This window comes from Dyella thiooxydans (assembly GCF_001641285.1).
GTDB lineage: Bacteria > Pseudomonadota > Gammaproteobacteria > Xanthomonadales > Rhodanobacteraceae > Dyella_A > Dyella_A thiooxydans.
Map to the genome: position 1 here is coordinate 998,282 of NZ_CP014841.1, position 25,366 is coordinate 1,023,647.

At 67.3% G+C, this 25,366-nt stretch carries 30 protein-coding genes; 7 read left to right on the plus strand and 23 right to left on the minus strand.

Features of this window, described 5'->3' with window-relative positions; genetic code table 11:
* Window positions 1-7: 7 nt before the first annotated feature.
* The 9 genes from ATSB10_RS19230 to ATSB10_RS04680 all read right to left on the minus strand — a co-directional run bounded on the left by ATSB10_RS19230 (window position 8) and on the right by ATSB10_RS04680 (window position 8,848).
* Complete coding sequence (locus ATSB10_RS19230) at window positions 8-310, minus strand: AtpZ/AtpI family protein (protein ID WP_063670871.1); 303 nt, start codon at window positions 308-310, stop codon at window positions 8-10.
* Window positions 307-732 (minus strand): F0F1 ATP synthase subunit epsilon, encoded by a 426-nt coding sequence (locus ATSB10_RS04645; protein ID WP_063670873.1) that lies wholly within the window; start codon window positions 730-732, stop codon window positions 307-309. The genes ATSB10_RS19230 and ATSB10_RS04645 overlap by 4 nt, the downstream gene beginning before the upstream one ends.
* Window positions 729-2,135, minus strand: a complete 1,407-nt coding sequence (atpD, locus tag ATSB10_RS04650) for a F0F1 ATP synthase subunit beta (protein WP_205631125.1) — start codon at window positions 2,133-2,135, stop codon at window positions 729-731. Before atpD ends, ATSB10_RS04645 begins: the two co-directional genes overlap by 4 nt.
* 114 nt (window positions 2,136-2,249) lie before the next feature.
* Window positions 2,250-3,440, minus strand: a complete 1,191-nt coding sequence (locus tag ATSB10_RS04655; protein ID WP_063670875.1) for an acetate/propionate family kinase — start codon at window positions 3,438-3,440, stop codon at window positions 2,250-2,252.
* Between the two features lie 11 nt (window positions 3,441-3,451).
* The gene (locus ATSB10_RS04660) at window positions 3,452-4,897 is read right to left on the minus strand and encodes a bifunctional enoyl-CoA hydratase/phosphate acetyltransferase (protein WP_063670876.1); all 1,446 of its coding nucleotides are present in this window, start codon (window positions 4,895-4,897) and stop codon (window positions 3,452-3,454) included.
* A gap of 29 nt (window positions 4,898-4,926) precedes the next feature.
* Window positions 4,927-5,673 carry an acetoacetyl-CoA reductase gene (gene phbB, locus ATSB10_RS04665; RefSeq protein WP_063670878.1) on the minus strand — a complete coding sequence of 249 codons (747 nt, stop codon included), beginning with the start codon at window positions 5,671-5,673 and terminating at the stop codon, window positions 4,927-4,929.
* Window positions 5,663-6,154 carry a phasin family protein gene (locus ATSB10_RS04670; RefSeq protein WP_157469056.1) on the minus strand — a complete coding sequence of 164 codons (492 nt, stop codon included), beginning with the start codon at window positions 6,152-6,154 and terminating at the stop codon, window positions 5,663-5,665. Before ATSB10_RS04670 ends, phbB begins: the two co-directional genes overlap by 11 nt.
* Window positions 6,155-6,320: 166 nt before the next feature.
* Entirely contained in the window at window positions 6,321-7,085 is a 765-nt protein-coding gene (gene fabI / locus ATSB10_RS04675) for an enoyl-ACP reductase FabI (protein ID WP_205631093.1), read from the minus strand.
* 2 nt (window positions 7,086-7,087) lie between these two features.
* Window positions 7,088-8,848, minus strand: a complete 1,761-nt coding sequence (locus ATSB10_RS04680; protein ID WP_063670883.1) for a PHA/PHB synthase family protein — start codon at window positions 8,846-8,848, stop codon at window positions 7,088-7,090.
* A 205-nt stretch (window positions 8,849-9,053) separates the two neighbouring features.
* On the opposite strand from ATSB10_RS04680, the gene ATSB10_RS04685 reads away from it, so the two are divergent.
* From ATSB10_RS04685 to ATSB10_RS04710, 6 genes are all read left to right on the plus strand, one after another.
* Window positions 9,054-9,353 carry a YciI family protein gene (locus ATSB10_RS04685; protein ID WP_063670885.1) on the plus strand — a complete coding sequence of 100 codons (300 nt, stop codon included), beginning with the start codon at window positions 9,054-9,056 and terminating at the stop codon, window positions 9,351-9,353.
* A complete protein-coding gene (locus ATSB10_RS04690) occupies window positions 9,350-9,613 on the plus strand; it encodes a BolA family protein (RefSeq protein WP_063670887.1) in 264 nt (87 codons plus the stop codon). The genes ATSB10_RS04685 and ATSB10_RS04690 overlap by 4 nt, the downstream gene beginning before the upstream one ends.
* Window positions 9,614-9,745: 132 nt before the next feature.
* Entirely contained in the window at window positions 9,746-13,246 is a 3,501-nt protein-coding gene (gene smc / locus ATSB10_RS04695) for a chromosome segregation protein SMC (RefSeq protein ID WP_063670889.1), read from the plus strand.
* Between the two features lie 12 nt (window positions 13,247-13,258).
* Window positions 13,259-14,281 carry a cell division protein ZipA gene (gene zipA, locus ATSB10_RS04700; protein WP_205631094.1) on the plus strand — a complete coding sequence of 341 codons (1,023 nt, stop codon included), beginning with the start codon at window positions 13,259-13,261 and terminating at the stop codon, window positions 14,279-14,281.
* A gap of 125 nt (window positions 14,282-14,406) precedes the next feature.
* Window positions 14,407-14,904 (plus strand): hypothetical protein, encoded by a 498-nt coding sequence (locus tag ATSB10_RS04705; protein WP_063674334.1) that lies wholly within the window; start codon window positions 14,407-14,409, stop codon window positions 14,902-14,904.
* 135 nt (window positions 14,905-15,039) lie between these two features.
* Window positions 15,040-15,378, plus strand: a complete 339-nt coding sequence (locus ATSB10_RS04710; RefSeq protein WP_063670891.1) for a hypothetical protein — start codon at window positions 15,040-15,042, stop codon at window positions 15,376-15,378.
* A gap of 446 nt (window positions 15,379-15,824) precedes the next feature.
* Here the strand turns inward: ATSB10_RS04710 and ATSB10_RS19235 are convergent, their stop codons facing one another.
* From ATSB10_RS19235 to ATSB10_RS19250, 13 genes are all read right to left on the minus strand, one after another.
* The gene (locus tag ATSB10_RS19235; protein WP_157469059.1) at window positions 15,825-16,367 is read right to left on the minus strand and encodes a hypothetical protein; all 543 of its coding nucleotides are present in this window, start codon (window positions 16,365-16,367) and stop codon (window positions 15,825-15,827) included.
* Window positions 16,368-16,391: 24 nt separating this feature from the next.
* Window positions 16,392-16,835 carry a hypothetical protein gene (locus ATSB10_RS19240; protein ID WP_157469061.1) on the minus strand — a complete coding sequence of 148 codons (444 nt, stop codon included), beginning with the start codon at window positions 16,833-16,835 and terminating at the stop codon, window positions 16,392-16,394.
* A gap of 75 nt (window positions 16,836-16,910) precedes the next feature.
* Window positions 16,911-18,047 carry a zonular occludens toxin domain-containing protein gene (locus ATSB10_RS04715; RefSeq protein ID WP_063670893.1) on the minus strand — a complete coding sequence of 379 codons (1,137 nt, stop codon included), beginning with the start codon at window positions 18,045-18,047 and terminating at the stop codon, window positions 16,911-16,913.
* The gene (locus ATSB10_RS04720) at window positions 18,044-18,331 is read right to left on the minus strand and encodes a DUF2523 family protein (protein WP_063670894.1); all 288 of its coding nucleotides are present in this window, start codon (window positions 18,329-18,331) and stop codon (window positions 18,044-18,046) included. The genes ATSB10_RS04715 and ATSB10_RS04720 overlap by 4 nt, the downstream gene beginning before the upstream one ends.
* Complete coding sequence (locus ATSB10_RS04725) at window positions 18,331-19,665, minus strand: hypothetical protein (protein ID WP_157469064.1); 1,335 nt, start codon at window positions 19,663-19,665, stop codon at window positions 18,331-18,333. Before ATSB10_RS04725 ends, ATSB10_RS04720 begins: the two co-directional genes overlap by 1 nt.
* Window positions 19,666-19,834: 169 nt before the next feature.
* Window positions 19,835-20,059: a major capsid protein gene (locus ATSB10_RS04730; RefSeq protein ID WP_063670898.1), complete on the minus strand. Its 225-nt coding sequence runs from the start codon at window positions 20,057-20,059 to the stop codon at window positions 19,835-19,837.
* A 3-nt stretch (window positions 20,060-20,062) separates the two neighbouring features.
* Window positions 20,063-20,272, minus strand: a complete 210-nt coding sequence (locus ATSB10_RS04735) for a hypothetical protein (protein WP_063670900.1) — start codon at window positions 20,270-20,272, stop codon at window positions 20,063-20,065.
* Between the two features lie 3 nt (window positions 20,273-20,275).
* The gene (locus ATSB10_RS04740; protein ID WP_063670902.1) at window positions 20,276-20,548 is read right to left on the minus strand and encodes a hypothetical protein; all 273 of its coding nucleotides are present in this window, start codon (window positions 20,546-20,548) and stop codon (window positions 20,276-20,278) included.
* Window positions 20,545-21,609 (minus strand): rolling circle replication-associated protein, encoded by a 1,065-nt coding sequence (locus ATSB10_RS04745; RefSeq protein ID WP_157469067.1) that lies wholly within the window; start codon window positions 21,607-21,609, stop codon window positions 20,545-20,547. The genes ATSB10_RS04740 and ATSB10_RS04745 overlap by 4 nt, the downstream gene beginning before the upstream one ends.
* Window positions 21,593-21,787, minus strand: coding sequence for a hypothetical protein (locus tag ATSB10_RS19245; protein ID WP_157469070.1), 195 nt, complete (start codon window positions 21,785-21,787; stop codon window positions 21,593-21,595). The genes ATSB10_RS04745 and ATSB10_RS19245 overlap by 17 nt, the downstream gene beginning before the upstream one ends.
* The gene (locus ATSB10_RS04750) at window positions 21,777-22,070 is read right to left on the minus strand and encodes a hypothetical protein (RefSeq protein WP_157469073.1); all 294 of its coding nucleotides are present in this window, start codon (window positions 22,068-22,070) and stop codon (window positions 21,777-21,779) included. The genes ATSB10_RS19245 and ATSB10_RS04750 overlap by 11 nt, the downstream gene beginning before the upstream one ends.
* Window positions 22,067-22,759 (minus strand): hypothetical protein, encoded by a 693-nt coding sequence (locus ATSB10_RS04755; RefSeq protein ID WP_063670907.1) that lies wholly within the window; start codon window positions 22,757-22,759, stop codon window positions 22,067-22,069. Before ATSB10_RS04755 ends, ATSB10_RS04750 begins: the two co-directional genes overlap by 4 nt.
* The gene (locus ATSB10_RS19250) at window positions 22,756-22,905 is read right to left on the minus strand and encodes a hypothetical protein (RefSeq protein ID WP_157469076.1); all 150 of its coding nucleotides are present in this window, start codon (window positions 22,903-22,905) and stop codon (window positions 22,756-22,758) included. Before ATSB10_RS19250 ends, ATSB10_RS04755 begins: the two co-directional genes overlap by 4 nt.
* Before the next feature lie 211 nt (window positions 22,906-23,116).
* On the opposite strand from ATSB10_RS19250, the gene ATSB10_RS04760 reads away from it, so the two are divergent.
* A complete protein-coding gene (locus ATSB10_RS04760) occupies window positions 23,117-23,482 on the plus strand; it encodes a DUF3693 domain-containing protein (protein ID WP_063670909.1) in 366 nt (121 codons plus the stop codon).
* Window positions 23,483-23,589: 107 nt separating this feature from the next.
* Here the strand turns inward: ATSB10_RS04760 and ATSB10_RS04765 are convergent, their stop codons facing one another.
* The gene (locus ATSB10_RS04765) at window positions 23,590-24,816 is read right to left on the minus strand and encodes an IS256 family transposase (RefSeq protein ID WP_063670059.1); all 1,227 of its coding nucleotides are present in this window, start codon (window positions 24,814-24,816) and stop codon (window positions 23,590-23,592) included.
* Between the last annotated feature and the right edge of the window lie 550 nt (window positions 24,817-25,366).

Below are 25,366 nucleotides of genomic sequence, written 5' to 3' on the forward strand. Positions count from 1 at the left end.
GGGTTCCTCATTGACGGTGCATCCAGCGCCAGGCGAACCACATCCCCAGCCCCGCACCAACCGTGAGCAGGGCGGCGGCGAACATCACGCCGGTGCGCAGCCAGCGATCCAGCCAGTGGCCGGCGAGCAGGCCGAGCAGGATCGGCGTGACGATGGTCCAGCCCAGCACGCCGATCTGCGCCAGGCGGATGCTGGCCGGGGTGGCGGGATCGTCGCGGTTCGCTTCGTCGCGTTGGCGGGCACGGCGGGCGGCCGTGGCGACCGGGTCGCGGCCCTCTGTGCTGCGAGGCTCGGGTGGCGGTGTCGTCATGGTGCGACGTTCCGCGGACCAGGCCGCAGGTAGCGCAGCAGCGTGCGCACGGCGCGGGCGTGCAGCTGCATCTGCTCGACACGGGCGCGGCGGTCGGCATCGGCCTGGTCGGCGCGCGCCAAGCGTACGGTGTTCTCCAGCGTGTCGAGCTGGTCGCCGCGCACGGCGCCGCGGCAGGCCACGTGCAGCTGCCCGCCTTCGCTCATCCGCAGCACGCCGCCGCGCAGCGCGCAGTAACCCTTTTCCCCACCGGCACGCTGCCAGCGCAGCACGGTGGGTACCAGCACGGTGATCAGGTCGGCATGGCCGGGCAGGATGCCGAAGCTGCCACTGGCGTCCTCGCCGCGCACGGCGGTCACGTCGTTGAGGTCGAGCACGACCTGCTGCGGCGTGGTGAGTATCAGGTGCAGGTGGTCAGTCATGCCGCAGCCTTCGTGGCGGCGGCTTCTTTGGCCTGGGCTTCGGCCAGTGTGCCGACCATGTACAGCGAACTCTCCCGCCAGCCGTCGCAGTCGCCGCGCAGGATCGCCTCGCAACCGTCCAGGGTGTCGGCCAGCGCCACGCTGCGGCCGGGCATGCCGGTGAAGGCTTCGGTGACCGCGAACGGCTGGGTCAGGAAGCGCTGCAGCCGGCGCGCCCGTTCGACCTGCCGGCGGTCGTCGGCGCCGAGTTCGTCGACGCCGAGCAGGGCGATCACGTCCTGCAGTTGCCGGTAATGCTCGATCACCCGGCGCACCTCGGTGGCGATGTGCACATGGCGTTCGCCGAGCAGGTCGGCGTCGAGCATGATCGAGGAGGAGGCGATCGGGTCGATCGCCGGGTACATGCCCTGCGCGGCCATCTCGCGCGACAGCACGACCATCGAGTCCACGTGCGAGGCCAGCGCGGTGACTGCCGGGTCGGTGAAGTCGTCGGCCGGCACGTACACCGCCTCGATCGCGGTGACCGCCACGCCGTCCACCGAGACGATGCGTTCCTGCAGCGCCGCCACCTCGTCGGCCAGGGTGGGCTGGTAGCCGACCCGCGAAGGCAGGCGGCCGAGCAGGCCGGAGACCTCCGAGCCGGCCTGCACGAAGCGGAAGATGTTGTCCATCAGCAGCAGCACGTTCTGCTTTCGCTCGTCGCGGAAGTGCTCGGCCATGGTCAGCGCGGTGAACGGCACCCGCCAGCGCGCGCCGGGTGGCTCGTTCATCTGGCCGTAGACCAGCACGGTGTGGTCGAGCACGCCGGAATCGCGCATGTCCAGCAGCATCTCGTGACCCTCGCGCGAGCGCTCGCCGACGCCGGCGAACACCGAGATGCCCTGGTAGCGCTCGACCATCGCGTGGATCAGCTCCATCACCAGCACCGTCTTGCCGACGCCGGCGCCACCGAACATCGCTGCCTTGCCGCCCTGCACCAGCGGGGTGAGCAGGTCGATCACCTTCAGTCCGGTGGCGAACAGGGTGCTGGTGCCGCTCTGTGCGGACAGCGGAGGTGGCGCGCGGTGGATCGGGCGGCGTGGCACGTCGGCGGGCAAGGCGGGGCCGTCGTCGCCGAGCTGGCCGGTAACGTCGAGCAGCCGGCCGAGCACGGCCGGGCCGACCGGCACCTCGAGCGGCTGCCCCTGGGCCTGCACGCGCAGTCCGCGGGCGATGCCCTCGGTGGACTGCAGGGCGATCGCGCGCACATCTGTCGTGGAAAGCTGCGAGGTGACCTCCACCAGCAGCGGCGTGCCGTCGTCGCGCAGCACATGCAGGGCTTCACCGACCGCCGGCAGCGGCGGCTGCGCGAAGCGCACGTCGAGCACTGCGCCGCGCACTGCCGTGACCTGTCCCTCGTGCATCCCGGCCATGAAAGAAGCTCTCGTTCTCCAGGGTGGACGCGCCACCCGCATGCGATGTCCCATGGTCGGGCATCGGTGCACTGCGGGAGTTGACTGGCATCAATCCGGAACGGATCAGCCCTGCATCAGTTCGAGCGCGGCACGCGCGGCGATCCACTCTTCGTTGGTCGGTTCGACCGCCACGCGTACCCGGCTCTCCGGGCCGGACACCACCGCAGCGTGCGCCGCGTTGGCGCGGGTGTCCAGCGCCACGCCCAGCCATCCGAGCGCATCGCAGACCCGCTCGCGGATCACCGCGTTGTGCTCGCCGATGCCGGCGGTGAACACCAGCATGTCCAGCCCGCCGAGCACGGCGGTGAGCGCGCCGATCTCGCGCACGATGCGCCGCACGTATAGGGCCAGCGCCTCGGCGACGGCGGCTTCGCCTTCGCGGGGCAGCAGCTCGCGCGGATCGCCCGACACCCCCGACACGCCGAGCAGTCCGGAGTCGTGGTAGAGCATGTGGCCGACGGCATCGACGCCGAGTCCACGGACCTGCATCAGGTACAGCACGGCACCGGGATCGAGCGCGCCGCAACGGGTGCCCATCATCAGGCCGTCCAGCGCGGAGAACCCCATCGTGGTGGCGACGCTGCGCAGCCCGTGCATGGCGCACAGGCTGGCGCCACTGCCGAGGTGGGCGCAGATCGTGCGGCCCCGGGCGCCGTCGCCGTAGCGTTCGGCCAGCACCGTGGCCATGTAGGCATAGGACAGGCCATGGAAACCGTAGCGGCGCAGCCCTTCGTCCCACAGTTCGCGCGGAAGCGGCAGCATCTGCTCCACCTTCGGCACGGTGTGGTGGAAGGCGGTGTCGAAGCAGGCGACCTGCGGCAGCTCCGGATGCAGCCCCAGCAGCGCCTCGATCGCTTCCAGTGCGAACGGCTGGTGCAGCGGCGCCAGCGGGATGTAGCTGCGCAGGTCGGCCAGCACGGCGGCATCCACCTGCACCGGCGCGAAATACTTGCTGCCGCCGTGCACCACGCGGTGCGCCACCGCGCCAAGGCGGCGCTCGCCGAGCCGGGCCTGCAGGCGCTCGCGGATGTGCATCAGGGCGCCGGTGTACGGATCGTCGGCATCCAGTGCCAGCGTCGCGTCGGGCTCGCCGGAGGCTTCGTAGCGCGGTGCCGCCCCGGTGATGCCCTCGACCTTGCCGCTCCAGGCCGGCTGGCGCGGCAGCGGCGAGATCGCCGCGTCGAACAGCGCGAACTTGATGCTCGACGAGCCGCAGTTGAGCACCAGCAGCAGGTCGCCCGCCGCTTTCGCCATGGGGAAGGCACTCACAGCGGATGGGTCCGGTAACGGTGGGCCAGCAGCAGCGCCACCGCGCAGGAGGCCATGCGCGATTCGCGCGAGTCGGCACGGCTGGTGAGCACGATCGGGACCTTCGCGCCGATCACGATGCCGGCACTGGCCGCGCCGCCGAGGTATTCGAGCTGCTTGGCCAGCATGTTGCCGCTCTCCAGGTCCGGCACCACCAGTACGTCGGCCTGGCCGGCCACCGGCGAGACGATGCCCTTGATCCGCGCCGCTGCCACCGACACCGCGTTGTCGAACGCCAGCGGGCCATCCAGCACGCCGCCTTCGATCTGTCCGCGGTCGGCCATCTTGCACAGCGCCGCCGCATCCAGCGTGGCCGGCATGTGCGGGTTGACCGTCTCCACCGCGGCGAGGATCGCCACGCGCGGCTGCGCCACCCCGATCACCTGGGCCAGATCGATGGCGTTGCGGATGATGTCGGCCTTTTCCTCCAGCGTCGGGGTGATGTTGATTGCCGCGTCGGTGATGATGAAGGGCCGCGGGTAGGCCGGCGTCTGCATCACGAAGCAATGGCTGATCCGCCGCTTGGTACGCAGGCCGCTGCCGGCGGCGACCACCGCGCCCATCAGCTCGTCGGTGTGCAGGCTGCCCTTCATCAGCGCGTCGACCTCGCCGGTGGCGGCGAGCTCCACCGCGCGGGCCGCGGCGGCGTGGCTGTGTGGAACGTCCTCGATGGCGATGCCGGCCAGGTCGAAGCCCGCTGCGCTTGCCACCGCCTCGATGCGCTCGCGCGGGGCCACCAGCACCGGCTCGATCAACCCGGCAACCCGGGCGTCGATGGCGCTGCCGAGACTGGGTTCGTCGCAGGGGTGCACCACCGCCACGCGGATCGAGCCCAGTGGACGCACGTAGTCGAGCAGGCGCTTCACGCCGTTGGTGCCGCCAGTCAGGCGGACCTCCGGCAGAGTCGCCCGCGGCCGCACGATCCGTTCGGTGGGCGCCAGTACCTCGGCCTCGCCCTCGATCGCTCGCTGGCCGGCCTGGTCGGTGCAACTGCAGTCGAGCACCAGGCGCTTGTGCGCTTCGTCTTTCGACCGCACGGTGACCCGGATGCTCAGCGTGTCGCCGATGTGCACCGGGGCGAGGAACTTCAGCGTCTGCGACAGGTAGATCGTGCCGGGGCCGGGCAGGCGGGTACCGAGTACGGCCGAGATCAGTGCCGCGCCCCACATGCCGTGGGCGATCACGCCGTGGAAGCGGGTGGAGGCGGCGAAGTCCGGGTCCAGGTGCTGCGGGTTGACGTCGCCGGACATCACGGCGAAGAGCTGGATGTCCGCCGCCGTCAGCGTGCGGTCGATCACCGCGGTGTCGCCGACGGCGATCTCGTCGAACGTGCGGTTGCGGATGAAGTGGATGTCGTCGGTGTCGCCGGGCGGGCCGGCGGGAACGGCGGGGGTGTCGGGCATGGACGCGCTCCTTGGGTCCGTGGAGGGATTCAGGCCATGTGCTGGCCGCCGTTCATCGCCAGGTTCGCCCCGGTCATGAACGCGGCCGCATCGCTGCAGACGAAGGCCACCAGGGCGGCCACCTCGTCGGTGCGGCCCAGCCGGCCCATCGGGATCTGGGACAGCACCTTGGTCTTGAGCACTTCCTCGGGCACCGCCGCCACCATGCGCGTCTGCAGGTAGCCCGGCGACACCGTGTTGACGGTGACGCCCTTGGTCGCCAGTTCCAGCGCCAGCGACTTGGTGAAGCCGTGCATGCCGGCCTTGGACGCGGCGTAGTTGGTCTGCCCGAAGGCGCCCTTGGAGCCGTTGACCGAGGCGATGTTGACGATGCGCCCCCAGCCGCCGCCGATCATGCCCTCGACGAACGCCTTGGTGACGTTGAACAGCGAATCGAGGTTGGTGTGCATCACCGCGTCCCAGTCCACCTTCTGCATCTTGCGGAAGCTGGCGTCGCGGGTGATGCCGGCGTTGTTGACCAGGATGTCCACGGTGTGGCCGTCGGCAAGGATGCGTTCGGCGCACGCCGCGCACGAGTCCGCATCGGTCACGTCCATCTCGTAGGTCAGGTACTTGCGTCCCTGGGCGGCATGCGTGTCCAGCCACGACTGCACGTCGCTGCGACCGGGCGAGTGGGTGACGATCACGCGGCAACCGGCATCGTGCAAGGCCTGGGCGATCGACTCGCCCAGGCAGCCCATGCCGCCGGTGACCACGGCGGTATGGTCAGTTTGCATGGCTCTTGCCCTTGCCTGCGGATTTCGTCGCAGAACCGGCGCCCGGCGGGGTGAACATCGCCATCAGCGCGCCGAAGTCGGGCACGGCGCCGTTCATCGGCACGCCCATGGGGATCGACTTGCCGGCGTCACTGACCGCACGGGTAAGCGACTTCTGCCAGTCCGCCAGCGCGTGCTGCATGCCCGCGACGAAGCGCGTCTGCTCGGCGATGGCGGTCTCGGTGCACGCCTGGGCGTCGCCCACGCGCTTCTGCATGCGGCGCCATGCGGTGCTGCCGGGCAGGTTGCCCAGGTCCTTCCAGTCGCTGGCGTGGGAGAGTTCCTCCAGCTCCTTGCGGGTTTCTTCCACGTCGTCCTCCAGCGTCTTGTCGCCGAGGTCGGCCCACTGCTGGCGGGCCTCCTGCAGCAACAGACCCATGTTCAACCAGAGCTGGACGTTGGCCTTGTACAGCTCCATGGGAAGGTTGGTGTCGATGCTCATGTTCATCTCCTCGCTCGTGATGAAGCGGTTGGCGTAAGGCCGGCATCCCGACGTCATCCTGGCGGGCGATACCGGCGGTCGTCCGCAAAGGTGGCCGCGCTCCATGACAATCCGTGCGGCCATTCGAGGGTTGAGAGCGTGTGGCGTGGCCTTCGTTCCCTTCCGTTCAGTTGAGGATGTGGTAGCCGGCGTCCACGTACAGCGTGTCGCCGGTGATCGAGCGGGCGGCGTCGCTGGCCAGGAACACGCACAGGCTGCCGACGTCGTCGATATCCACGGGGTGTCGCAATGGCGCGCGTTGCACCGCTTCGCGCAGCAACTGGTCGAACTGCTCGATGCCGGAGGCGGCGCGTGTCGCCAGCGGCCCGGGCGAGATCGCATTGACGCGGATCCCGGACCGGCCGAGTTCGGCGGCCAGGTAGCGTACCGACGATTCCAGCGCGGCCTTCACCGGCCCCATCAAACCGTAGTGGTCGATCACCTCGTCGGCACCGAGGTAGCTCATGGTCAGCAGGCTGCCGCCCCGGTCCATCAGCGGCTCGGCCAGCCGGGCCATGCGGATGAACGAGTGGCAGGAAATGTCCATCGCGCGCAGGAAGCCGTCGCGCGAGCTGTCGGTGACGCGGCCGTGCAGATCCTCCTTCGGCGCAAAGGCGATCGAATGCAGCACGAAATCCAGCCGACCCCAGCGCCGCTTCACTGCGTCGAACACCGACTCGAGCTGGCCCGGCTGCGTCACGTCCAGCGACATCTGCAGGGGCGCTTCCAACGCCTGCGCCAGCGGCTCGACCCAGGGGCGGGCCTTGTCGTTCAGCCAGGTCACGGCCAGTTCGGCGCCGGCGGCACGCAGGGCCCGCGCGCAGCCCCACGCGATGCTGTGCTGGTTGGCGATGCCGACCACCAGGCCCTTCGCGCCGCTGAGACCGGCCATGCTCAGGTCTCCCGCACGTAATGGCCGGGGGCGTCGGCGAGCGGACGGTAGCCGGCACGGGCATTACCCATCGAAGGCGGTGCGACCGGCTCGCCCGAATGCGCGTCCAGCCACTGCAGCCAGGCCGGCCACCAGGAGCCATCGTGCATCGGCGCCTGCTTCAGCCAGTCGTCGGGACCGATATATGCCGCACCTTCAGGGCGCTGCTGCAGCTGATAGCTGCGGTGCGGATGTCCCGGCTCGCTGACGATGCCGGCGTTGTGCCCGCCGCTGGTCAGCACGAAGGTGAGGTCGGCGACGGTGAGGTAGTGCAGCTTGTAGACCGAGCGCCAGGGCGCCACGTGATCGGTCTGCGTCCCCACCACGAACACCGGCAGGGTGATGTCGCTCAGCGCGACCGGTCGTCCCTGCACCGGGAAACGCCCTTCGGCCAGGTCGTTGTGCAGGAACAGCCGGCGCAGGTATTCCGAGTGCATGCGCGCCGGCATGCGGGTGGCGTCGGCGTTCCACGCCATCAGGTCGTTCATCGGCGGCCGCGTACCCATCAGGTACTCGCCGACCATGCGCGACCACAGCAGGTCGTAGGAGCGCAGCATCTGGAACGCGCCCGCCATCTGCTGGGCGGTGAGATAGCCGGTCTGCGACATCTGCGCCTCGAGCAGGGAGACCTGGCTCTCGTCGATGAAGAGGCCCAGCTCGCCCGGCTCGGTGAAGTCGGTCTGCGCGGCGAACAGGGTCGCCGAGGCAAGCCGGTGGTCGCCGTCGCGGGCCATCGCGGCCGCGGCGACTGACAGCAGGGTGCCGCCCAGGCAGTAGCCCACGCCGTGCACCTGCTGCTTCGGGACGATCGCGCCCACGGCGTCCAGCGCAGCCATCACGCCGAGGTCGAGGTAGTCCTCCATGCCCAGGTCGCGGTCGTCGGCATCCGGGTTCTTCCAGGAGATGCAGAACACGGTGTGGCCCTGGTCGACCAGGTAGCGGATCAGCGAGTTGTGCGGAGACAGGTCCAGGATGTAGTACTTCATGATCCACGCCGGCACGATCAGCACCGGCTCCGGCCGCACCTTGTCCGTGGTGGGCGAGTACTGGATCAGCTCCGCCAGCCGGTTCTTCATCACCACCTTGCCAGGGGTCACCGCCAGGTTGCGGCCGACCGCATAGTCCTCGGTGCCGGCCGGCGGCGCGCCGATCGCCAGCCGGTCCAGGTCGTCCAGTGCGTTGAGCCAGCCGCGCCAGAGGTTGGTGCCGGCCTGCTCGATCGTCTGCTTCAGCACCACCGGGTTGGTCGCCAGCTGGTTGCCCGGCGACCACATGTCCAGCCACTGGCGGGCGACGAATCCGGCGACGTCGGCATGGTGCTTCTCCACGCCCTCCACGCCATGGGTGGCTTCCTCCCACCAGCGTTCGGCCATCAGGAAAGCCTGATGCATCACGTTGAACGGCCAGCGTCCCCATTCGGGCTCGCGGAAACGGCGGTCGCCGGGACGGGGCGTCACGCAGCCGCCGTTGGGAGCGGCACCGGGGAGGGCGCAGCGGGCGGCGTAATCCGCCAGCGCCTGCCATTGCCGCAACCCCAGGTGCATCAGTTCCAGGCGCTTGCCGGGCGAAGCGGCGAGGTGGGCCGCCCAGTCGCTCCAGGCCAGTTCCAGCGAAGCGGGGGAGATCGAGGCACTCCATCGCGCCAGCGCTGCGCGGACCTGACGGTCGGTGCGCGCCGCGGCCGTGGGCTGGGGCGTTCTCGGAACGGGAGCGACTTCCTTCATCGGGTCATCCGGATACGCGAGTGGGGTCCAGCACCGGCGTGCAAGCCTTGTCATGCCGGGAGCCCAGGCAGGATGCGCCGCCGCAAAATCCCAAGCGTTGACCCAGGTCAATCCGGGTGGCGAACGTTACTGCGACGCAGCAAAAGGCCGTGGAGAGACGCGGCTGCAGTAAAATGCCGGTTTGCCCAGTCAGGAAGCGCCCCGCATGTGGTTTGCCGTCCACGCCAAGGACCACCCCGATTCCCTCGCCAAGCGCATGGCCGCCCGGCCCGAGCACCTGGCCCGCCTGCACGCGCTGCAGGCTGAAGGACGCCTGCTGCTGGCCGGTCCGTTCCCGGCGATCGCCTCGGAAGACCCCGGTCCGGCCGGTTTCACCGGCAGCCTGATCATCGCCGAGTTCGCCAGCCAGGCCGATGCCGAAGCCTGGGCCGGCGCCGACCCGTACGTGGCGGCCGGCGTCTATGCCGAGGTCGAGGTCAAGCCGTTCCGCAAGACCCTGCCATGAGCCAGGCGACGGTCGAGCAGATCCGCGAACGTCTCGCCGCCGCCCTGGCGCCGACCGAGCTGGAGGTGCTGGACGAGGGCCACAAGCACGCCGGCCACGCCAACGCGGGGAAGGGCCATTTCCACGTCCGCATCGCCAGTGCCGCGTTCGCCGGGGTGCTGCCGATCAAGCGCCACCGCATGGTGTACGCGGCGCTGGATGGCCTGATGGACCACGGGATCCACGCCCTGTCCATCGATGCGCGGACACCAAACGCGTAAAATCAGCCGCTTGCAGTAACTTCTTCAAGTGGATTGCGCCGCCGCAACGCATTGCGGCAGCGCCTGCCGTTTGGCACAGTGCCCCGTCGCCCCGCGTCCGCGTGGGCGCTCTCAAGGAATATCGAGCCGCCGATGCGCCTGACCACCATCAAACTTGCCGGATTCAAGTCGTTCGTCGATCCGACCACGTTGCACCTGCCCACCAACATGACCGGCGTGGTCGGTCCCAACGGCTGCGGCAAGTCCAACATCATCGACGCGATCCGCTGGGTGATGGGCGAGAGCGCCGCCAGCCGCCTGCGCGGCGACTCGCTGACCGACGTGATCTTCTCCGGCTCCAACTCGCGCAAGCCGGTGGGTCAGGCCACGGTGGAGCTGATCTTCGACAACGCCGACGGCTCGGTGCAGGGCGAGTACGGCCAGTACGCGGAGATCTCGGTCAAGCGCCAGGTCACACGCGACGGGCAGTCCTCGTACTTCCTCAACGGCGCGCGCTGCCGCCGCCGCGACATCACCGACCTGTTCCTCGGCACCGGCCTGGGTCCGCGCAGCTACTCGATCATCGAGCAGGGCATGATCAGCCAGATCGTGGAGGCGGCGCCGGAAGACCTGCGCACCCACCTGGAAGAGGCCGCCGGCATCTCCAAATACAAGGAGCGCCGCAAGGAAACCGAGAGCCGCATCAAGTCCACCCGCGAGAACCTCGACCGCGTGCGCGACGTGCGCGACGAGGTGGACAAGCAGCTCGAGCACCTCAACCGCCAGGCCCGCGCCGCCGAGCGCTGGAAGGCGCTGAAGGAAGAGCAGACCCGCAAGGAAGCCGAGCTGCGCGCGCTGGAATACCGCGCGCTGAAGGGCCAGCACGACGGCGAAGGGCAGGGGCTGTCCGCTGCCGAGATCGCCATCGAGAAGAAGCTCGCCGAGCAGCGCCACGTCGAGGCGCAGCTGGAAACCGTGCGCGAGCGGCATGTCGCCGCCAGCGATCACCTGAACGGCGTGCAGGCCGAGGTCTACAAGGTCGGCGCCGAGATCGCCCGCGTCGAGCAGCAGGTGCGCTTCAACAAGGAAACCGCCGAGCGCCTGCAGCGCGCCCAGGGCGAGGCCGAACGCGAGCATGCCGAGCTGTCCGCGCACATCGCCACCGACCGCGAGCAGATCGAGACGTTGGCGCTCGCGCTGGCCGAGGGCGAGCCCAAGCTCGAAGCGCTGCAGCAGATGCAGGACGAGACCGCCGAGGCCCAGCGCAGCACCGAGGCCAAGCTCTCCGACTGGCAGCAGCGTTGGGACGGCTACACCCGCACCGCCGGCGAATCGAGCCGCGCAGCGGAAGTGGAACGCACCAAGCTCAATTACCTCGATCGCCAGGCGGTGGACCTGGCCAAGCGCCGCGAGGCGCTGGAGACCGAGCAGAAGGCCACAGACGTCAGCGCGCTCGATGCCGCGGCCGAGCAGCTGGAAACCGAACACGAGACCCAGCGCGAGCGGGTCGAAACGCTGGGCCAGATGCTCGACCAGCACAAGTCGGCGCACGAGAAGGTGCTCGACGAGGAGCGCCAGGTGCAGTCGGCACTGAACGAGGCGCGCCAGCAGCTGCAGACCGCCCGCGGCCGGCTGTCCTCGTTGGAGGCGCTGCAGCACGCCGCGCTGGGCCAGGAGGAATCGGCCGCCAGCGGCTGGCTGGCCGGCTTCGGGCTCGACAAGGCGCGTCGTCTGGGCGAATCGCTGCAGGTCGACGCCGGCTGGGAATCTTCGGTGGAAACCGTGCTGGCCGGCCTGCTCGACGGCGTGCTGGTGGACGATCCGCTGGCCCTGGTCAACGACTTCGCCAGCCTGGGCGAAGCCGACATCGCGCTGCTGGCCGCGCAGGCCGGCGGGCAGGGCGCCGAGGGCACGCTGGCGGCGCGCGTGCGCGGTCCGGCGGCGGCCCTGCAGCTGCTCGCCAACGTGCACATTGCAGAGACGCTGGAAGAAGCCCGCAACCGGGTGGGGGCGCTCGGCGCCGGGCAGTCGGTGATCACCCGCACCGGCGAGTGGCTGGCCCCGCAGTGGGCGCGCGTGCGTCGGGCGCAGGGCAACCAGGTCGGCGTGCTGGCGCGCGAGCGCGAGATCCGCACGCTGGCCGAGCAGATCGCCACGCTGGAAGCGCATATCGAGGAGGCCACCGGCCAGCTCGAGGACCTGCGCACCGCCAAGTTCGAAGCCGAGCGTGGGCGCGACGACGCCCAGCGCGAGCTGTACAACGCGCACCGCCGCCAGTCCGAACTGGCCGGCCAGCTGCAGAGCCACCGTGGCAAGGTGGAAACCGCCCGCGCCCGTGCCGAAAAGGTCGCCGGCGAGTTGTCCGTACTGATCGAACAGCTCGACGAGCTGCAGGGCCAGACCCGCGAGGCCCGGGCCCGGCTGGACGAGTCGGTCAACCACATGGGCGACCTGGAAGACCAGCGCCGCGAGCTGGAGAACGAGCGCCGCGCGCTGCTGGAGGCGCGCGAAGAAGCCCGCATGAACGCTCGCGAGGCCGCCGACCAGGCGCACGCGCTGGCGCTGTCGATGGAATCCAAGCGCTCCTCGCTGGCCTCGCTGGAGCAGGCGCTGGCCCGTCTGGACAGCCAACTGCGCACGGTCGAGGCCCGCCGCACCGAGATCGCCGAACAGCTCGCTTCCGGCGCCGATCCGATCGCCGAGCTGGAAGCCGAACGCCAGACCTACCTCGACCAGCGGCTGCTGGTCGACCGCCAGCTGGTCGAGGCGCGCCGCGCGCTGGAAGACTGCGACATCGAAGTGCGCAAGCTGGAACAGCAGCGCCAGCTGCACGAACAGGAACTGGCCGCGCTGCGCGAGCAGCATTCGGAGAAGCGCCTCGCCGCGCAGGCGCTGCAGATGCGTGCACAGCAGCTGGCCGACGCGATCGCGGCTTCCGGCCTGGAACTCGAAACCCTGCTGGCCGAACTGGCCGAGGACGCCGAAGCCGACGCCTGGCGCCGCCAGCTCACCGACATCGGCCAGAAGATCGTGCGGCTGGAGCCGGTCAACCTCGCCGCGATCCAGGAACACGCCGAGCAGAGCGAGCGCAAGACCTATCTGGACAACCAGCTCAACGACCTCACCAGCGCCATGGAGACGCTGGAGGACGCGATCAAGAAGATCGACCGCGAGACGCGCCAGCGCTTCAAGGAGACCTTCGACCGCGTCAATGCCGGCGTGCAGGAGCTGTTCCCGCGCCTGTTCGGCGGCGGCCACGCCTACCTGGAGCTGACCGGCGACGACCTGCTCAGCACCGGCGTGGCGATCATGGCCCGCCCGCCAGGCAAGCGCGTGTCGAACATCTCGCTGCTGTCCGGTGGCGAGAAGGCGCTCACCGCGGTGTCGCTGGTGTTCTCGATCTTCGGCCTCAACCCCGCGCCGTTCTGCCTGCTCGACGAGGTGGACGCACCGCTGGACGAAGCCAACGTGGGCCGCTTCTCCGCGATGGTGCGCGAGATGAGCGAGAAGGTGCAGTTCATCTTCATCAGCCACAACAAGGCCACCATGGAAGCGGCCACCCAGCTGTGCGGCGTGACGATGCGCGAACCCGGCGTGTCGCGCCTGGTGCAGGTGGATCTGGCCGAAGCGGCTAAACTTGCCGGCGCCGCCTAAAGGACATTCGCCATGACGCTCGAGATTCCCCTCGCTCTGGCTTGGAACGCCAACGTCGGTGTTCCGCTGCTCATCGCCGGCCTGATCGTGCTTGGTCTGGTCTGGTTGTTCGGCCAGCCGAAGAAGGAGCAGGGCAGGCGCCGACCGGCTCCCGAGCCGGCCGCCGGGGGCCACCAGGAACGTCGCGAGCCGACCATGGGCCACACGAGCCTGGCCGACGATCCGTTCTTCAGTTCCCTCGATCGGGTGGCGCAGTCTCCGGAGCACGATCTGCCGGAACAGCCGGAGCAGGGCGAGCTGGACATGGGCCTGCGCCAGGAGCTCGAGAAGCTCGGCGCCACGCTCGCCGGTGAGCGCGGGAGCGAGCCGGGGCAGGCCAGGAACACCCCGCGGCCGTCCAGCCAGGCCGAGTCGATCATCAATGCGCTGCGTTCACCCGGCGCGCTGTTCGGCAACGATGCGCCGGCGCCGGCCCCGCAGCCGACGGTATCGGCCGCACCGGCACCTGCACCGGTGGCGCCGCCCGCAGCCGAGCCGGCCCCGCGGGAGATGCCGCGTTCCGATCTCGGACGCCGACCGCCGCAGATGCCGGTGGACCGCATCGTCACGCTGTTCGTGGTGGCCCGCGAGGGTGAGCTGTTCCACGGACCGGACCTGGTGGTGGCGGCGGAGAAGGCCGGCCTCGAGTTCGGCGACATGGGCATCTACCACCGCCTGGTCGACGGCAAGCGCGAGCTCGGCCCGATCTTCAGCGTGGCCAACATGCTCAAGCCCGGCAACTTCGACCTGGGACGGCTGGAATCGCTGCGCACGCCCGGTCTGAGCTTCTTCATGACGCTGCCGGCGCCGATTCCCGCGCTGGACGCGTGGGACGCCATGCTGCCCACCGCCCAGCGCATCGCCGAACTGCTCGACGGCCACGTGCTCGACGAGGAGCGCAACGCGCTGGGCCGCCAGCGCATCGCCCACATCCGCGACGAACTGCGCGGCTGGGACCGCGACCACGAGGGCGAAGAGATCATCTTCGGCCGCTGACCTACGGTGGCCGCCGCCGGGGCGTCGCAGACATCGGGTTCACGCCCGGCGGACGTCACGATCAGGCGATGCCGGGCAAGCTCACGCTGTCAGCGGTTATCCGCAGCAGTGGAGGGCATGCCACGATGAAACATCGCACTGTATTCCGCGCCCCAGATATGGCCGTCGTTCGTCGGGCCATGGACGCCGCGCGCAAGGCGGGAGTGGATGACGACGACCTCTCCCTGATCGCGCGATCGGACATCGCGCTGGACGAGATTCCCGACGACCGCAAGTTGGTGGAAGGCGACTTCTATCCAGCGGCGATGAAGGGCGTCGTCGGCGGCGGCACCGTGGGCCTGTTGGCCGGCCTTGCGGCTGCCGTCTTCGCACCGATCGGCATCACCGTCGCCGGCGTGGTCGGATGCACCGTGGCGGGGGCGTCACTTGGCGGCTGGTCAACCGCCTTGGCCGGCTCCGCGGTGCCGGATCCCGTGCAGCGTGAATTCGAAGACGTGATCGAGCGTGGTGAAATCCTGCTGGTGGTGGACGTTGACGATTCGGAGATGCAGGACGCAGTCGATAACGTCGCGGCCGCGGGAGCCCGGCAGCTGCCATTCGATCATCCCACCGTGATGTCGTGAGGCGTGGCCGGCCTCACCCAAGGCGCATAGCTAATTGCGCATAATGTATATTATGTCAAATATTGTCAGGGCCGTTCGGCGGGCTTGGCACGCGGTCTGCAAGAAGTTGCGCCCCTCCCTGCATGGATTGCACGAATGGGCCGCAAACGCAGCCGCCTGAACTGGTCGTGGGACGACGAGCGTCAGGAATTCACCACACCATCCGGTCGCATTGTGACGCTGACCAGCATCGCCCAGATGCTGGCCGACCAGCGCGACAACCGGCACGACTTCACCGGGCCGTGGGCTGGCTGGAAGATGCGCGGTGACGCGCTGATTCCTCCCGGCCACGGTCCCGGTTCGCCCAGGTTGAAGCCGAACACCACGAAGCTGTTCCTGCGCTGGATTGCGGACGCTATCTCAGACGATAAAGCCCAGAACACGCGACAGGCCGACCGTCCGGGCCACTGGCCTGCGTGTACGTCGATCCATTGACCTGCACCACTGTGCCGCCGATGCAGCGCTCTGAGGGAGCCAAGCGGCGGCGCTGCAAGTCCAAGGCAGCCTGTCGCTGCGCCTCAGCGGCGCGCCTAGCGGATTCGCGGCGCAGGCCCATAGGGTCAGGGTCCGAGGCAATCGAGAGCACCTGCCGGATGGCCTCGGCCTGCGCTTGTGCGGCCAAGCGTTGCTGAACTGCCGTCGCGACCGCCACCAGTCCGCTAAAGACCAGCAGGGCGCAGAGCACGCCCCAGAAGACCCGACTATCCATGTTGAACCTCCCTTCCCTGCGCACAGCGTAAGAAAAAGCGGGTTCGGCGGGAAGGCATCGTCCTGGGGAATGGATCGAGAGGACGTGCGGCCGGGGTGATTACAGTCGCACTTGCAGAAATTGCAGCCGGCCTGGGGACGCCCCTCCGGGGCTCGGCTGCGCCGTGGAGCTTCTAAGCACCGCGGGGATTGCCTGGGTAGTGAGCGCTTATCCATCGTTCAAAAGCGGCGCGGCGGTCAACATCCTTCCCTTCTTTAATGCGAACATACATCGCAGCAAACCATGCACCCACGAAAGATGTAAACGCACCTATGACCGAAATCGGATCACGATTCTCTAGCTTACTTCCTCGACTCTTTTCCAAAAAATGGATTAAAGGAAGGACGCTCTCTGTAGATATTTTATATCGCACATTGTGACTAAGCTTATTTCGCAGATTGTTCATGTGCGCGAGGGCGGGCATGAAGTCGAGATTTTCTTCAATGTCGGGAAAGTTAATAATTGAAATCTTTTGAGAAAAACTTAGACGCGCCCTACTAAAATCGAGCCACTTTCCTGCCTCCGCTTGTATATACTCGTCAATATAGCTCTCTAAAATTAAATGGCAGGATAATAGATATCCAATAACCGAGAAATCAGTGCGATCAAGAGTTTCCCACGTAGAAACCCCGTCTACGAACTTCCCAATAAGCGGTGGCAGAGGATGAGATTCCATGGCGCTCAACAAATATGATTAGCGTTAATCATCATTCCCCCAAACCACTTTGACGTCTGATGGGTCAATCCCGTTCTTTGCAGCGTGCTTAATTACTTTGATAGCCACACTGCCGAAATGCATGGTTCCAGTAAGGCCAAATGTCACCATCATTATGCTTAGGAGAAAAGCCCAAACATTAGGCAGCCCCGCCTTCCCCAAGTTAACTGGAATGGCCTTAACGAAATCAAATGCAAATCGCACCTTGTCGCTATTAGAGTTTACGATGTCGTTTATTGATGACTGAACAATGTCTTGCGCTGAATTCATGGCAAGAAAATTACCTGCGGCAAATGCAAGATATATGGACCCAAGGAACACTGAGAGCATGGATATGGCGAGCCATCCATAATATTTGCCCTCCAGCTTCTTAAATACCAAGCCGACAACAACAGTCGCGAATGCGAATACTAGTCCTTGAATCATCATTGCGCGCTCTTTCAAGCATCGAAGGCACAGATAGTACCAACATTCCAATTAGTCGACTCTCCTAAGAGTAAGCACTCAACCGCGCCCACCCGGACCACTGAACGCATCCGCCTTCCACGAGCCCGGCTCACCTGGTGCCGTGTAGGACTGCGCTCCGACCCCACCCGGCCAGCCCGTTGACCCACCGGATGCGCCGGCCCCGCCTGTAGCGTCCTGCGGCGCCTGCTGCGGCTGATTCGCTTGGCTAGCCTGCTGCCCCTGCTGGGGTGCGCTGGCCGGCCGCCTGTACGGGTTGTAGACCCCGTTCGCCGCGATCGATCGACAGATCTTCTTGTCCATCTCGTAGCGCGTGCCCTGCTCCGTCATGCAGCTGCACCGGCCATCGTCGACCGCGATGCAGTAGACCTCCGGGTCGGCCACCACCGGACGGCTGTCGTAGGCCGGGGCGGTCCACGGCTGCCCCTCAATCCGCGGCTTGAAGTAGGCGACCAGGTCGTCCGGTCGCGTGCTGGTGCCGCTGCTCAGCGATAGCCCTTTGCTCGGCTCCGCTTTCGCCGTCACGGCCGCCTGCGGCTTCCGGGCGGGCTTGGGCTTCTCCGGGGTGAAGAACGCCCACACGCGCCACAGCAGAAAGCCCAGCAGGGCCACCGTCAGCGGCAACGCCCAGACGAACCACGGCACGCGGATCTTTGTCGTGTCCATCACCGTGGACTCGTACAGGTTCCGCTTCATCACTTCGGCCGGGTACTTCCACGGCTTCTTGATCTGGCTGTTGTTGGTGTTCTCCGAGAACTTGTCCCAGCACAGGATGATCGCGGCCTTGACGCCCATCTTTCGGCGCACGTGCTCGTGCCACTCGACCAGGCCCAACACGAAGCCGTCCACCTGCTGTTTGGCCTGCTGGCAGATCAGGATGAAGTCGAAGGCGCGATGGCGGTGCGTGGCCAGCGCCTCGACGTATGCCGGCACCTTGGCCCCGGGCATGCGACGCGGAAACGCCGAATAGCACTCGTCCACAACCACCACCGCACCATCCGGCAGGTTCTGCCAGTCCTTGGGATCGTCGAGCGGGAAGAAACCGGCCGCCGCGTAGTCGATCCCGCGCACGCCGTGCACGTAGACCGCCCTGCCCTTGGCCTTGTGTTCCAGCGCGAGCTCGATAGCGCGCAGCGTCTTGCCGTGGCCGGGCTGGCCAGAGATCAGGGTAATCATTTCGCGAGCGCCTTCAGCAGTACGCGCCCCGTCGCCACCGACACCGTGGCTGACAGGATCATGGTGAAACCCACATCGCCGCCGAGCGCGCCGAAGGAGTCGAACAGGAATTGCCCCATGCCGTAGCTCTTGCTGCGCACGTAGGCGATCAGGTCGGGTAGCGCGATCTGGTGGATCACGAGGCCAACGCCCAGGGCCAGCAGCGCCTTGAGGATCCATTGGCCGATATACGTGGAGACCAGCCACGTCAGCATGCGCCCGAGCGCGGCGAGAACGGCAGGCATCAGGACTTCCCTCCCGAGGCAAGGATGCGGGCGGCGATGAAGCCGCAGAACAGCAGGAAGATCGGCCGCAGCGTGGCGAGCCATGAGCAGAACAGCGACTGATCGCCGTAGGTCATTTCCTTCCCGAACAGGGTCAGACTCGGCAGTTGCGGGCAGGTGTTACCGGCCCAGCCGCTTTCATCGATCGCGCTGGTTCCGCTGGTGTCGGTGGTGACCACCGAGCCGACAGGCGTGTCCGGCACGCTGGGGCCGACGCTATCCAAGCCGTTAGACACCCAATCCGGCGTGCCGTCGCCGTTCTTGTCGTACCAGTCCGGCTTGCAGCGGCTAAGCCACGTCTGCGACACCACCGCGCAGGTGGGCGCATCGCCGGAGCAGATCGGCGGCGAGTTGCAGTCCTGGCCACCACTGGCTGAACCGGTCGACGGGGACGACGATGCCGGCGCCGGGCCGGAGTCGCTCCCGGTCTGCCCGTTCGTCACGTCGCCGGTGGCCTGCGATCCCTTGTAGATGTTGACCACCACCGGCAGCGTGGCGCCCGTATTCGGGTCGGCCTGCGTGGCCTTGCTCTGGCCAACGATCTGCGTCGCCGGGTCTGGGATCTGCGAGGTGGACGGCAGCGGCGGCGACGGCGAGCCGCCACACAGCACCACCGCCGAACCGTTGCAGCCACCGGGCGATGACCTGGCCGTGCTGCCGGACACGCAGTACTGCGAGCCGCCCGAGCTCGCGCAGTACTGATCCGTCGCCACGTTGTAGCAAGAGGCGGTGTCACAGATCGCCGGCGGGTTCGGTTCGTTCTGGTAGCTGTCCGGCAGCGGCACGCCCTGAACCTGGCCACCGTTGCCATCGGTCACACCGGAGCCGGTCGCCATGTTGCCGCTGGGCGTCACGCGCCCATAGGTCTGCCAGATTCCTGACCACTGATTCCACACCGGCGCGCCCGTGGGCGTGAAGGTCATCGCGCACTGCACGGTGCCGCCGTTCGTGTCCTTCGCGTTCTGGGTGAAGCTGTAACCGGCGAGCACCTTGCCGTCAAAGAACATGCTCACCGAGGGCAGCGACGTGCACGGGTTCGACGGTGGCGGTGTACCCGGAAACCGCCAGCCGTTGATGTGATAGGAAACGCCTTCGAGGTCCGCAAAGACCTCATTGCCGCCACCGTAGGCTGCACCCACGTAGCAGGGAACCCACGCGTGATCGGGGTAACCATAATTCGCCGGATTGGCGGAAGACTCGAACGCTTGGCACTCAGACATGGCCTCCGCGTAGCTGCCAACGCTCGACTCTGCCCGCGACGCTCCCGGTGCCAGCATCAGCACCAGGAGCGCCACCACGGACCACCACGGGCCGCGCATCGCGTGCCTCACGAGAAGATCAACCACACGGCCGGCAGAATGCCGAGCATCACCAAATAGCCTTCCATTTGTCCGTCTCCTTGGAATGAAAAAAAAGCCGGGCAAGTCGCCCTGCCCGGCTCGGTTGCGCCGGTGGCGCCGGCCGTCAGTTCGCGGCGCGACGCATGTGGCGGATCAGCGCGACCACGGCGACCAGGGTCAGCACCGCACCGCCGATCACGTACAGCTGCGCCTTGCCGTCGCTCAGCTCGCCGGTCACGGCCGCGGTCAGGTCGGCCGCGCCGCCCGAGGTCTGGGCCATCACCACACCGGTCATCAGGACCGAGGACACCGCGCCGGCAGCGCCGACGATCTTCTGCTTGAGGTTCATGTTTCAGCTCCTTGCTTGGTTTCGGAATTGCCGCACGAGAAAACCCACGGCCCAGCACGCGGCGATGGCGCCGGAGATGAGAAAGCCTTGGGAGGCACTGAGCGGCGGCACGCTCAGGCTGTCGGGTGGCTGCACCCACACGATGTGAGTGCAGTTGCCGGAGGCGTCGATGTCGGCCGGCGCGCACTGCGCGACGTACATGCCCCCGGACATGACTTAGGCCGCCTTGCCCGGCTGGACCTTGGCCGGCGCGACCTGGCGCAGCACCACGCGGGACATGGTGAGCCGGCCGTTGCTGACCGAGTACGACTCGGGCGCGAGCTCGTACTCGCCGGGCGTGTGTTCCTTGCCCGGGTCCACGGTGATCTGGAAGGCGGTCGGCAGGCCGTCGATTTCCAGCAGGCACCACTGCTTGACGCGCTGGCGCGTCACGCCGTCCCACGTGGATTCGAACGGCTCGGCGGCACGGTTGAGAACTTGGATTTTCATTGGATCGTCTCCGTTTGATCGACTCGATAGGCCCACGGCTCCCCATCCGGGCCAATGCACACACGCCAGGGCGAGGGGAGGAATTCGCCCGTGAATTTGTTCATGTAGCCGCCCTGCACCTTGCGGATATCCGCCCGGCCCGAGAGCGCGTCACGCACCCAGAACGGCGCCTGCCAGTAGCGGATGTGCCGGCGCGATTCGGGATCGAGGCCGCCAGCGCCGTGCATGCGCGCACCGCGCGGATAGCCGTGCACGGAGTCCGCCGTGGTCTTGCTGGCGTACTTGGCGATGTAGGAGATAGGCGACTGCGCGGTCTTAATGTTCGTCGCGCCGTGCGGCCACCAGCCCTTGGCGTCCGCGAACGGCAGGAACTTGCCTTTCGGCAGCCACACGACGACGTGGTAATGGATCGCGCCGCGCTCCTGGAGCTCGGCCACCCACACGAAGCGGCATTTGACCTTGCGGCGCTTGCACCACTGCCGCAGCGCATCGCGGAACTTGGAGAAGTGCCCCGGGCGCCAGCCGTCGCGGTCGCGGTACGTCAGGGTGAGGAATTTTTTGTTCCAGCGCTGCGCGGAAAGCTCGCTGTGCGCGTCGAAGTGCAGCAGGCGGGCCGCATGGCCGACCGCCGTCCGCATGCGCTTGATGCGCTGGGCGGCCCGGTTGATTTTCAGCTTCTCGCGGACGGGCCCCGATGCAACGGAGTCGGCCTGCGTCCCACTTGTTGCATTAGAGACAAGCCCCAGGCCCCCCGCGCTCGCTGACGCTCGCGCGGGGGCCTGTGTCGTCTCGACCTGGCCGGCTTCCCACTGGCTATGACGGATCGCCGAGAAAGGCGCGTCGAGCGCCGATTGCTGGTGTGCGTAGACGCGTGCAGCGCGCACCTTGGCGCGGATCGTCTGGCCGTCGTAGGCGCTGTGCAGCGGTGCCAGCGTGCGCGGCTCAGCCGGCGGCGTCAGGCACGGCGCCGGGGTGAACGTGGGCAGGCGTCCGAGCGTGCCCCACGCCTTCATGCAGCGCGGGTGCGAGTCGGCGCGAGCTAGTTCAGCCGTGCCGATCATCGTCGCCCTCATCTTCACCGAACGCCACTTCGGCGTTGTCCTCGATAGAGGCAGCCGCGAGGTTGAACGAGAAGCCCAGCCAGTTCTGGCCGTTCTCCATCGCTCGCGTCTCGAGTGCGCGAATGTCCGACACGACAGCGGCCACTTCGGCCGGCGTGACTCGCCCTTCAATGCTCATGGTCGGTGTCCGGGAAGGTCATCAGGAACGCGTGGATCCGCGCGAGCAGTTCCTCGCGGGGCGGTAGGTCGGGGAGTGCTTCGGGGCGGCCGCGTTCGGCCAGCCACTGGTTGTGGATCGCCCGGGCGCGCCACTCGCGCACCAGCATGTGCAGGCGCGGCGGGATCAGCCCTTGATCGTCTCGGCCGATGAGATTGCAGGCGGTGCGCAGGCCCGCGAGCATGCCCTCCGCGTACACCGTGGCCGCGTCCACCATCACGGTGGTTTCCGTCCTGGCCGTCATGCGCGCACCCCGCCGCCGCCGATGCCGTCCGGGTTGCCGTCGTAGGTGTCCGCGTCGCTGGGGCCGTCGTCGGTGTCCTCGCGTATGGCGCGCTCTTCGGACTCTGCCGCGCAGTCAGGGCACGCCGGGAACAGATCGCCCACCAGCTCGGCGGACTCGACACCACACACAGAGCAGACGCCCATCGCTTCCTCTTCCTCTGATCCGTTGAAGCCACACGCCGGGCAGCCGTCCCAGTGCTCGCCCTCGGCCATGTCCACCACCACACCGCAGCTCATGCACATCGCCTGCCCCGGCAGCAGGGTCAAAGCGCCCTCCCCTGCGGCGAAGAAGCAGTCACCGCACAGGTCGCCGTGGCTGGTGGGGAATTCGTCGTCGGTATTGATCGCGGCGCCGCAGCGCTCGCAGTTCAGCGGCTCGGCCTCGGCCTGCTTGCCCTTGCGGTTACGGCCGGACGTGGCCGCAGCGGACAAGCGGATCAGGACGAGAATCGCGGCCAGCGCGAGAAGGACAGCGCCCACGGCGATCACCTGCGCTTTGCCACTGGAGAAGATCGACGCCGTGCCCTGGCCCACCTGTGCGGCGGTGTATGTGCCCGTGCACGGGCCGGTGGAGGTCGGATCGGATCCGATGCCGCAGTCGAAGAAGTAGGCGACCGGGTGCAGTGAGTAGTACGCCGGGCTGTTCATCGCCGGCGCCCATCCCTGTGCAGATAGCCGGCGAGGTAGTACGCCGACGAGGTGACCAGCAGGACCACGTTGCACTGGACCCACCACGGCTGCATGGCCATCCAGTGGGAGAACGGGTAGCTCAAGATGACCAGGAGCAGCAGCACGGCCGGGATCACGAGCGCACCCCGACGAGGGTGGCGGCCTGGCGCTGCGACAGGGCCCGGAGGCGGATGACCACCACCAGCAGCCAGCCGGCGACGATCACGAAAAGCAGAGCAAGGAGGGCGTACATCCGTGTTCCCCATCTGTCCCGGGATGCGGGACACTTGGCGGATGTATAGTGGTCCGGGACATCACTGTCAACAGGTGCGGGACATGAGCCACACGATTGATCTGCTCGACAAGTACAAGAAGGCTTGCGCGATCACTTCGGATAACGCGTGCGCTGCGTCGCTAGGCGTGTCCCGCCAGGCCGTCAGCAAATGGCGTCACGGCGAGAACCATCCGGACGCGGATAGCGTTGAAGCCATGTGTGTGGCCACCGGTGAGCCGGTGGCGCGATGGCTCCACCTGATCGAGGCGGAACGTGCACGCACGCCAGCGGCTCGGAAAGTGTGGCTGCGGTTGGCTCAGGCGGCAGCGATTGTGACGCTCGCAGTGGGCCTATCGCCCCGCCCTGCTGCCGCTCATTTCGCCGGAATTTCGTCGTCCGATAATTCGGGCCACGTGTATATTATGTAAAATAACGTCTGACCCTTTGGCGGGCTTGGCTCTTGTCGTTCCCCAGTTAACCCTGTCACCTAACCAGTTAAGAGCGTGTGCAGAATTTTGTGTAACCGGGATTCGAGTTACAGCTGAGGGAGTCGTTCCTCGAACTGGATCGTAAAGCGGTTGAGCGCGGCCTTCCAATCACGGATCGGCAGCGTCCATTTCTTGCTGATGTTGCGCAGGGCCAGATAGAACAGCTTCACCAGTGCCTCGTCGCTCGGGAAGGCCCCGCGGTGCTTGGTCAGCTTGCGCAGGCTCATGTTCACCGACTCGATGGCGTTGGTCGTGTAGATCACCTTGCGGATCTCTGGCGGGTAGTCGAAGAACGGGATCAGGCGCGGCCAGTTGCGTCGCCAGGACTGCCCGATCGGCAGGTATTCCTTGTCCCAGCGGGCCTCGAACTCGGCGAGCCGCTGCTCGGCCTCCTCGGCGGTGGCACAGGTGTAGATGCGCTTGAGGTCGGCGGCCACCTCCGGCCGTCGCTTCCACGACACGTAGTTCAGGCTGTGCCGCACCATGTGTACGAGGCACAACTGCACCGTCGTGTGCGGGAATACGGTCTCGATCGCTTCGGGGAAACCCTTCAGGCCGTCGACGCAGGCGATGAAGATGTCCTGCACCCCGCGGTTGCGCAGCTCGGTCACCACCTGCAGCCAGAACTTGGCGCCCTCGGTCTGCGCCAGCCACAGCCCAAGGACCTCCTTCTCGCCGGCCATGGTGATGCCAATGGCCAGGTAGACCGCCTTCACCCGCACCGCGCCCTCGCGCACCTTCACATGGATGCAGTCCAGGTAGACGATCGGATACACCGGATCGAGCGGCCGGCCTTGCCAGGCCTTCACCTCGTCGATCACTGCATCGGTGACCGAGGAGATCAGGCTCGGCGAGACCTCCGTGCCATACATCTCTTCCAGGTGCGCCTGGATCTCGCGCACCGTCATGCCGCGGGCGTAGAGCGACAGGATCTTGTCGTCGAAGCCGCTCCAGCGAGTCTGGTGCTTGGGAATCAGCTTCGGCTCGAAGCTGCCGTGCCGGTCGCGCGGGATCTCGATCGGCAGCTCGCCGAACTCGCCCTTGAGCGTCTTGCGGCTGCGGCCGTTGCGGGTGTTGCCGGCCGGGTTGGCCACCGGCTCGTGCTTATCGTGACCGAGGTGCTCGGTCATCTCCGCATCCAGCGCCTTCTCGACCAGCAGCTTGGTCAGCTGCTTGAGCAGGCCGTTCTCGCCGATCAGGTCTTCGGGCTTCTTGTAGTTCGCCAACAGGCTGCTAAGCAGCTCGTCGGGCACCTCGTGTTTGCGTGGACTCATGGTCTCTCCGGGTCTGGCGGCAGTGTCCTGCCTGGGACCCGGTTACACAAAATCTAGGACACGCCCTGTAGGACGGCGCTCCGACCCCACCCGGCCAGCCCGTTGAGCCACCAGAGGCCCCGGCCCCGCTCGTAGAGTCTTGCGGCACCTGCTGCGGCTGGTTCGCTTGGCTGGCCTGCTGTCCCTGCCGGGGATTGCTGGCAGGGCGCCTGGACGAGTTGTAGACCCAGTTCGCTGCGATCGATCGACAGATCTTCTTGTCCATCTCGTAGCGCGTGCCCTGCTCCGTCATGCAGCTGCACCGGCCGTTCTCGGCGGCGATGCAATAGACCTCGGGGTCGGACAGCACCGGCCGGCTGTCGTAGGCCGGCGCGGTCCATGGCTGGCCCTCAATGCGCGGCTTGAAGTACGCGACCAGGTCATCCGGCCGCGTGCTGGTGCCGCTGGTCAGCGATCGGCCTTTGCCCGGCTCCGCTCTCGCAGTCGCGGCCCCGCAAACGAGTGGCGATGGCTGCGAAAAATGACGCAAATCAGGGCAAGGCACCTCCCT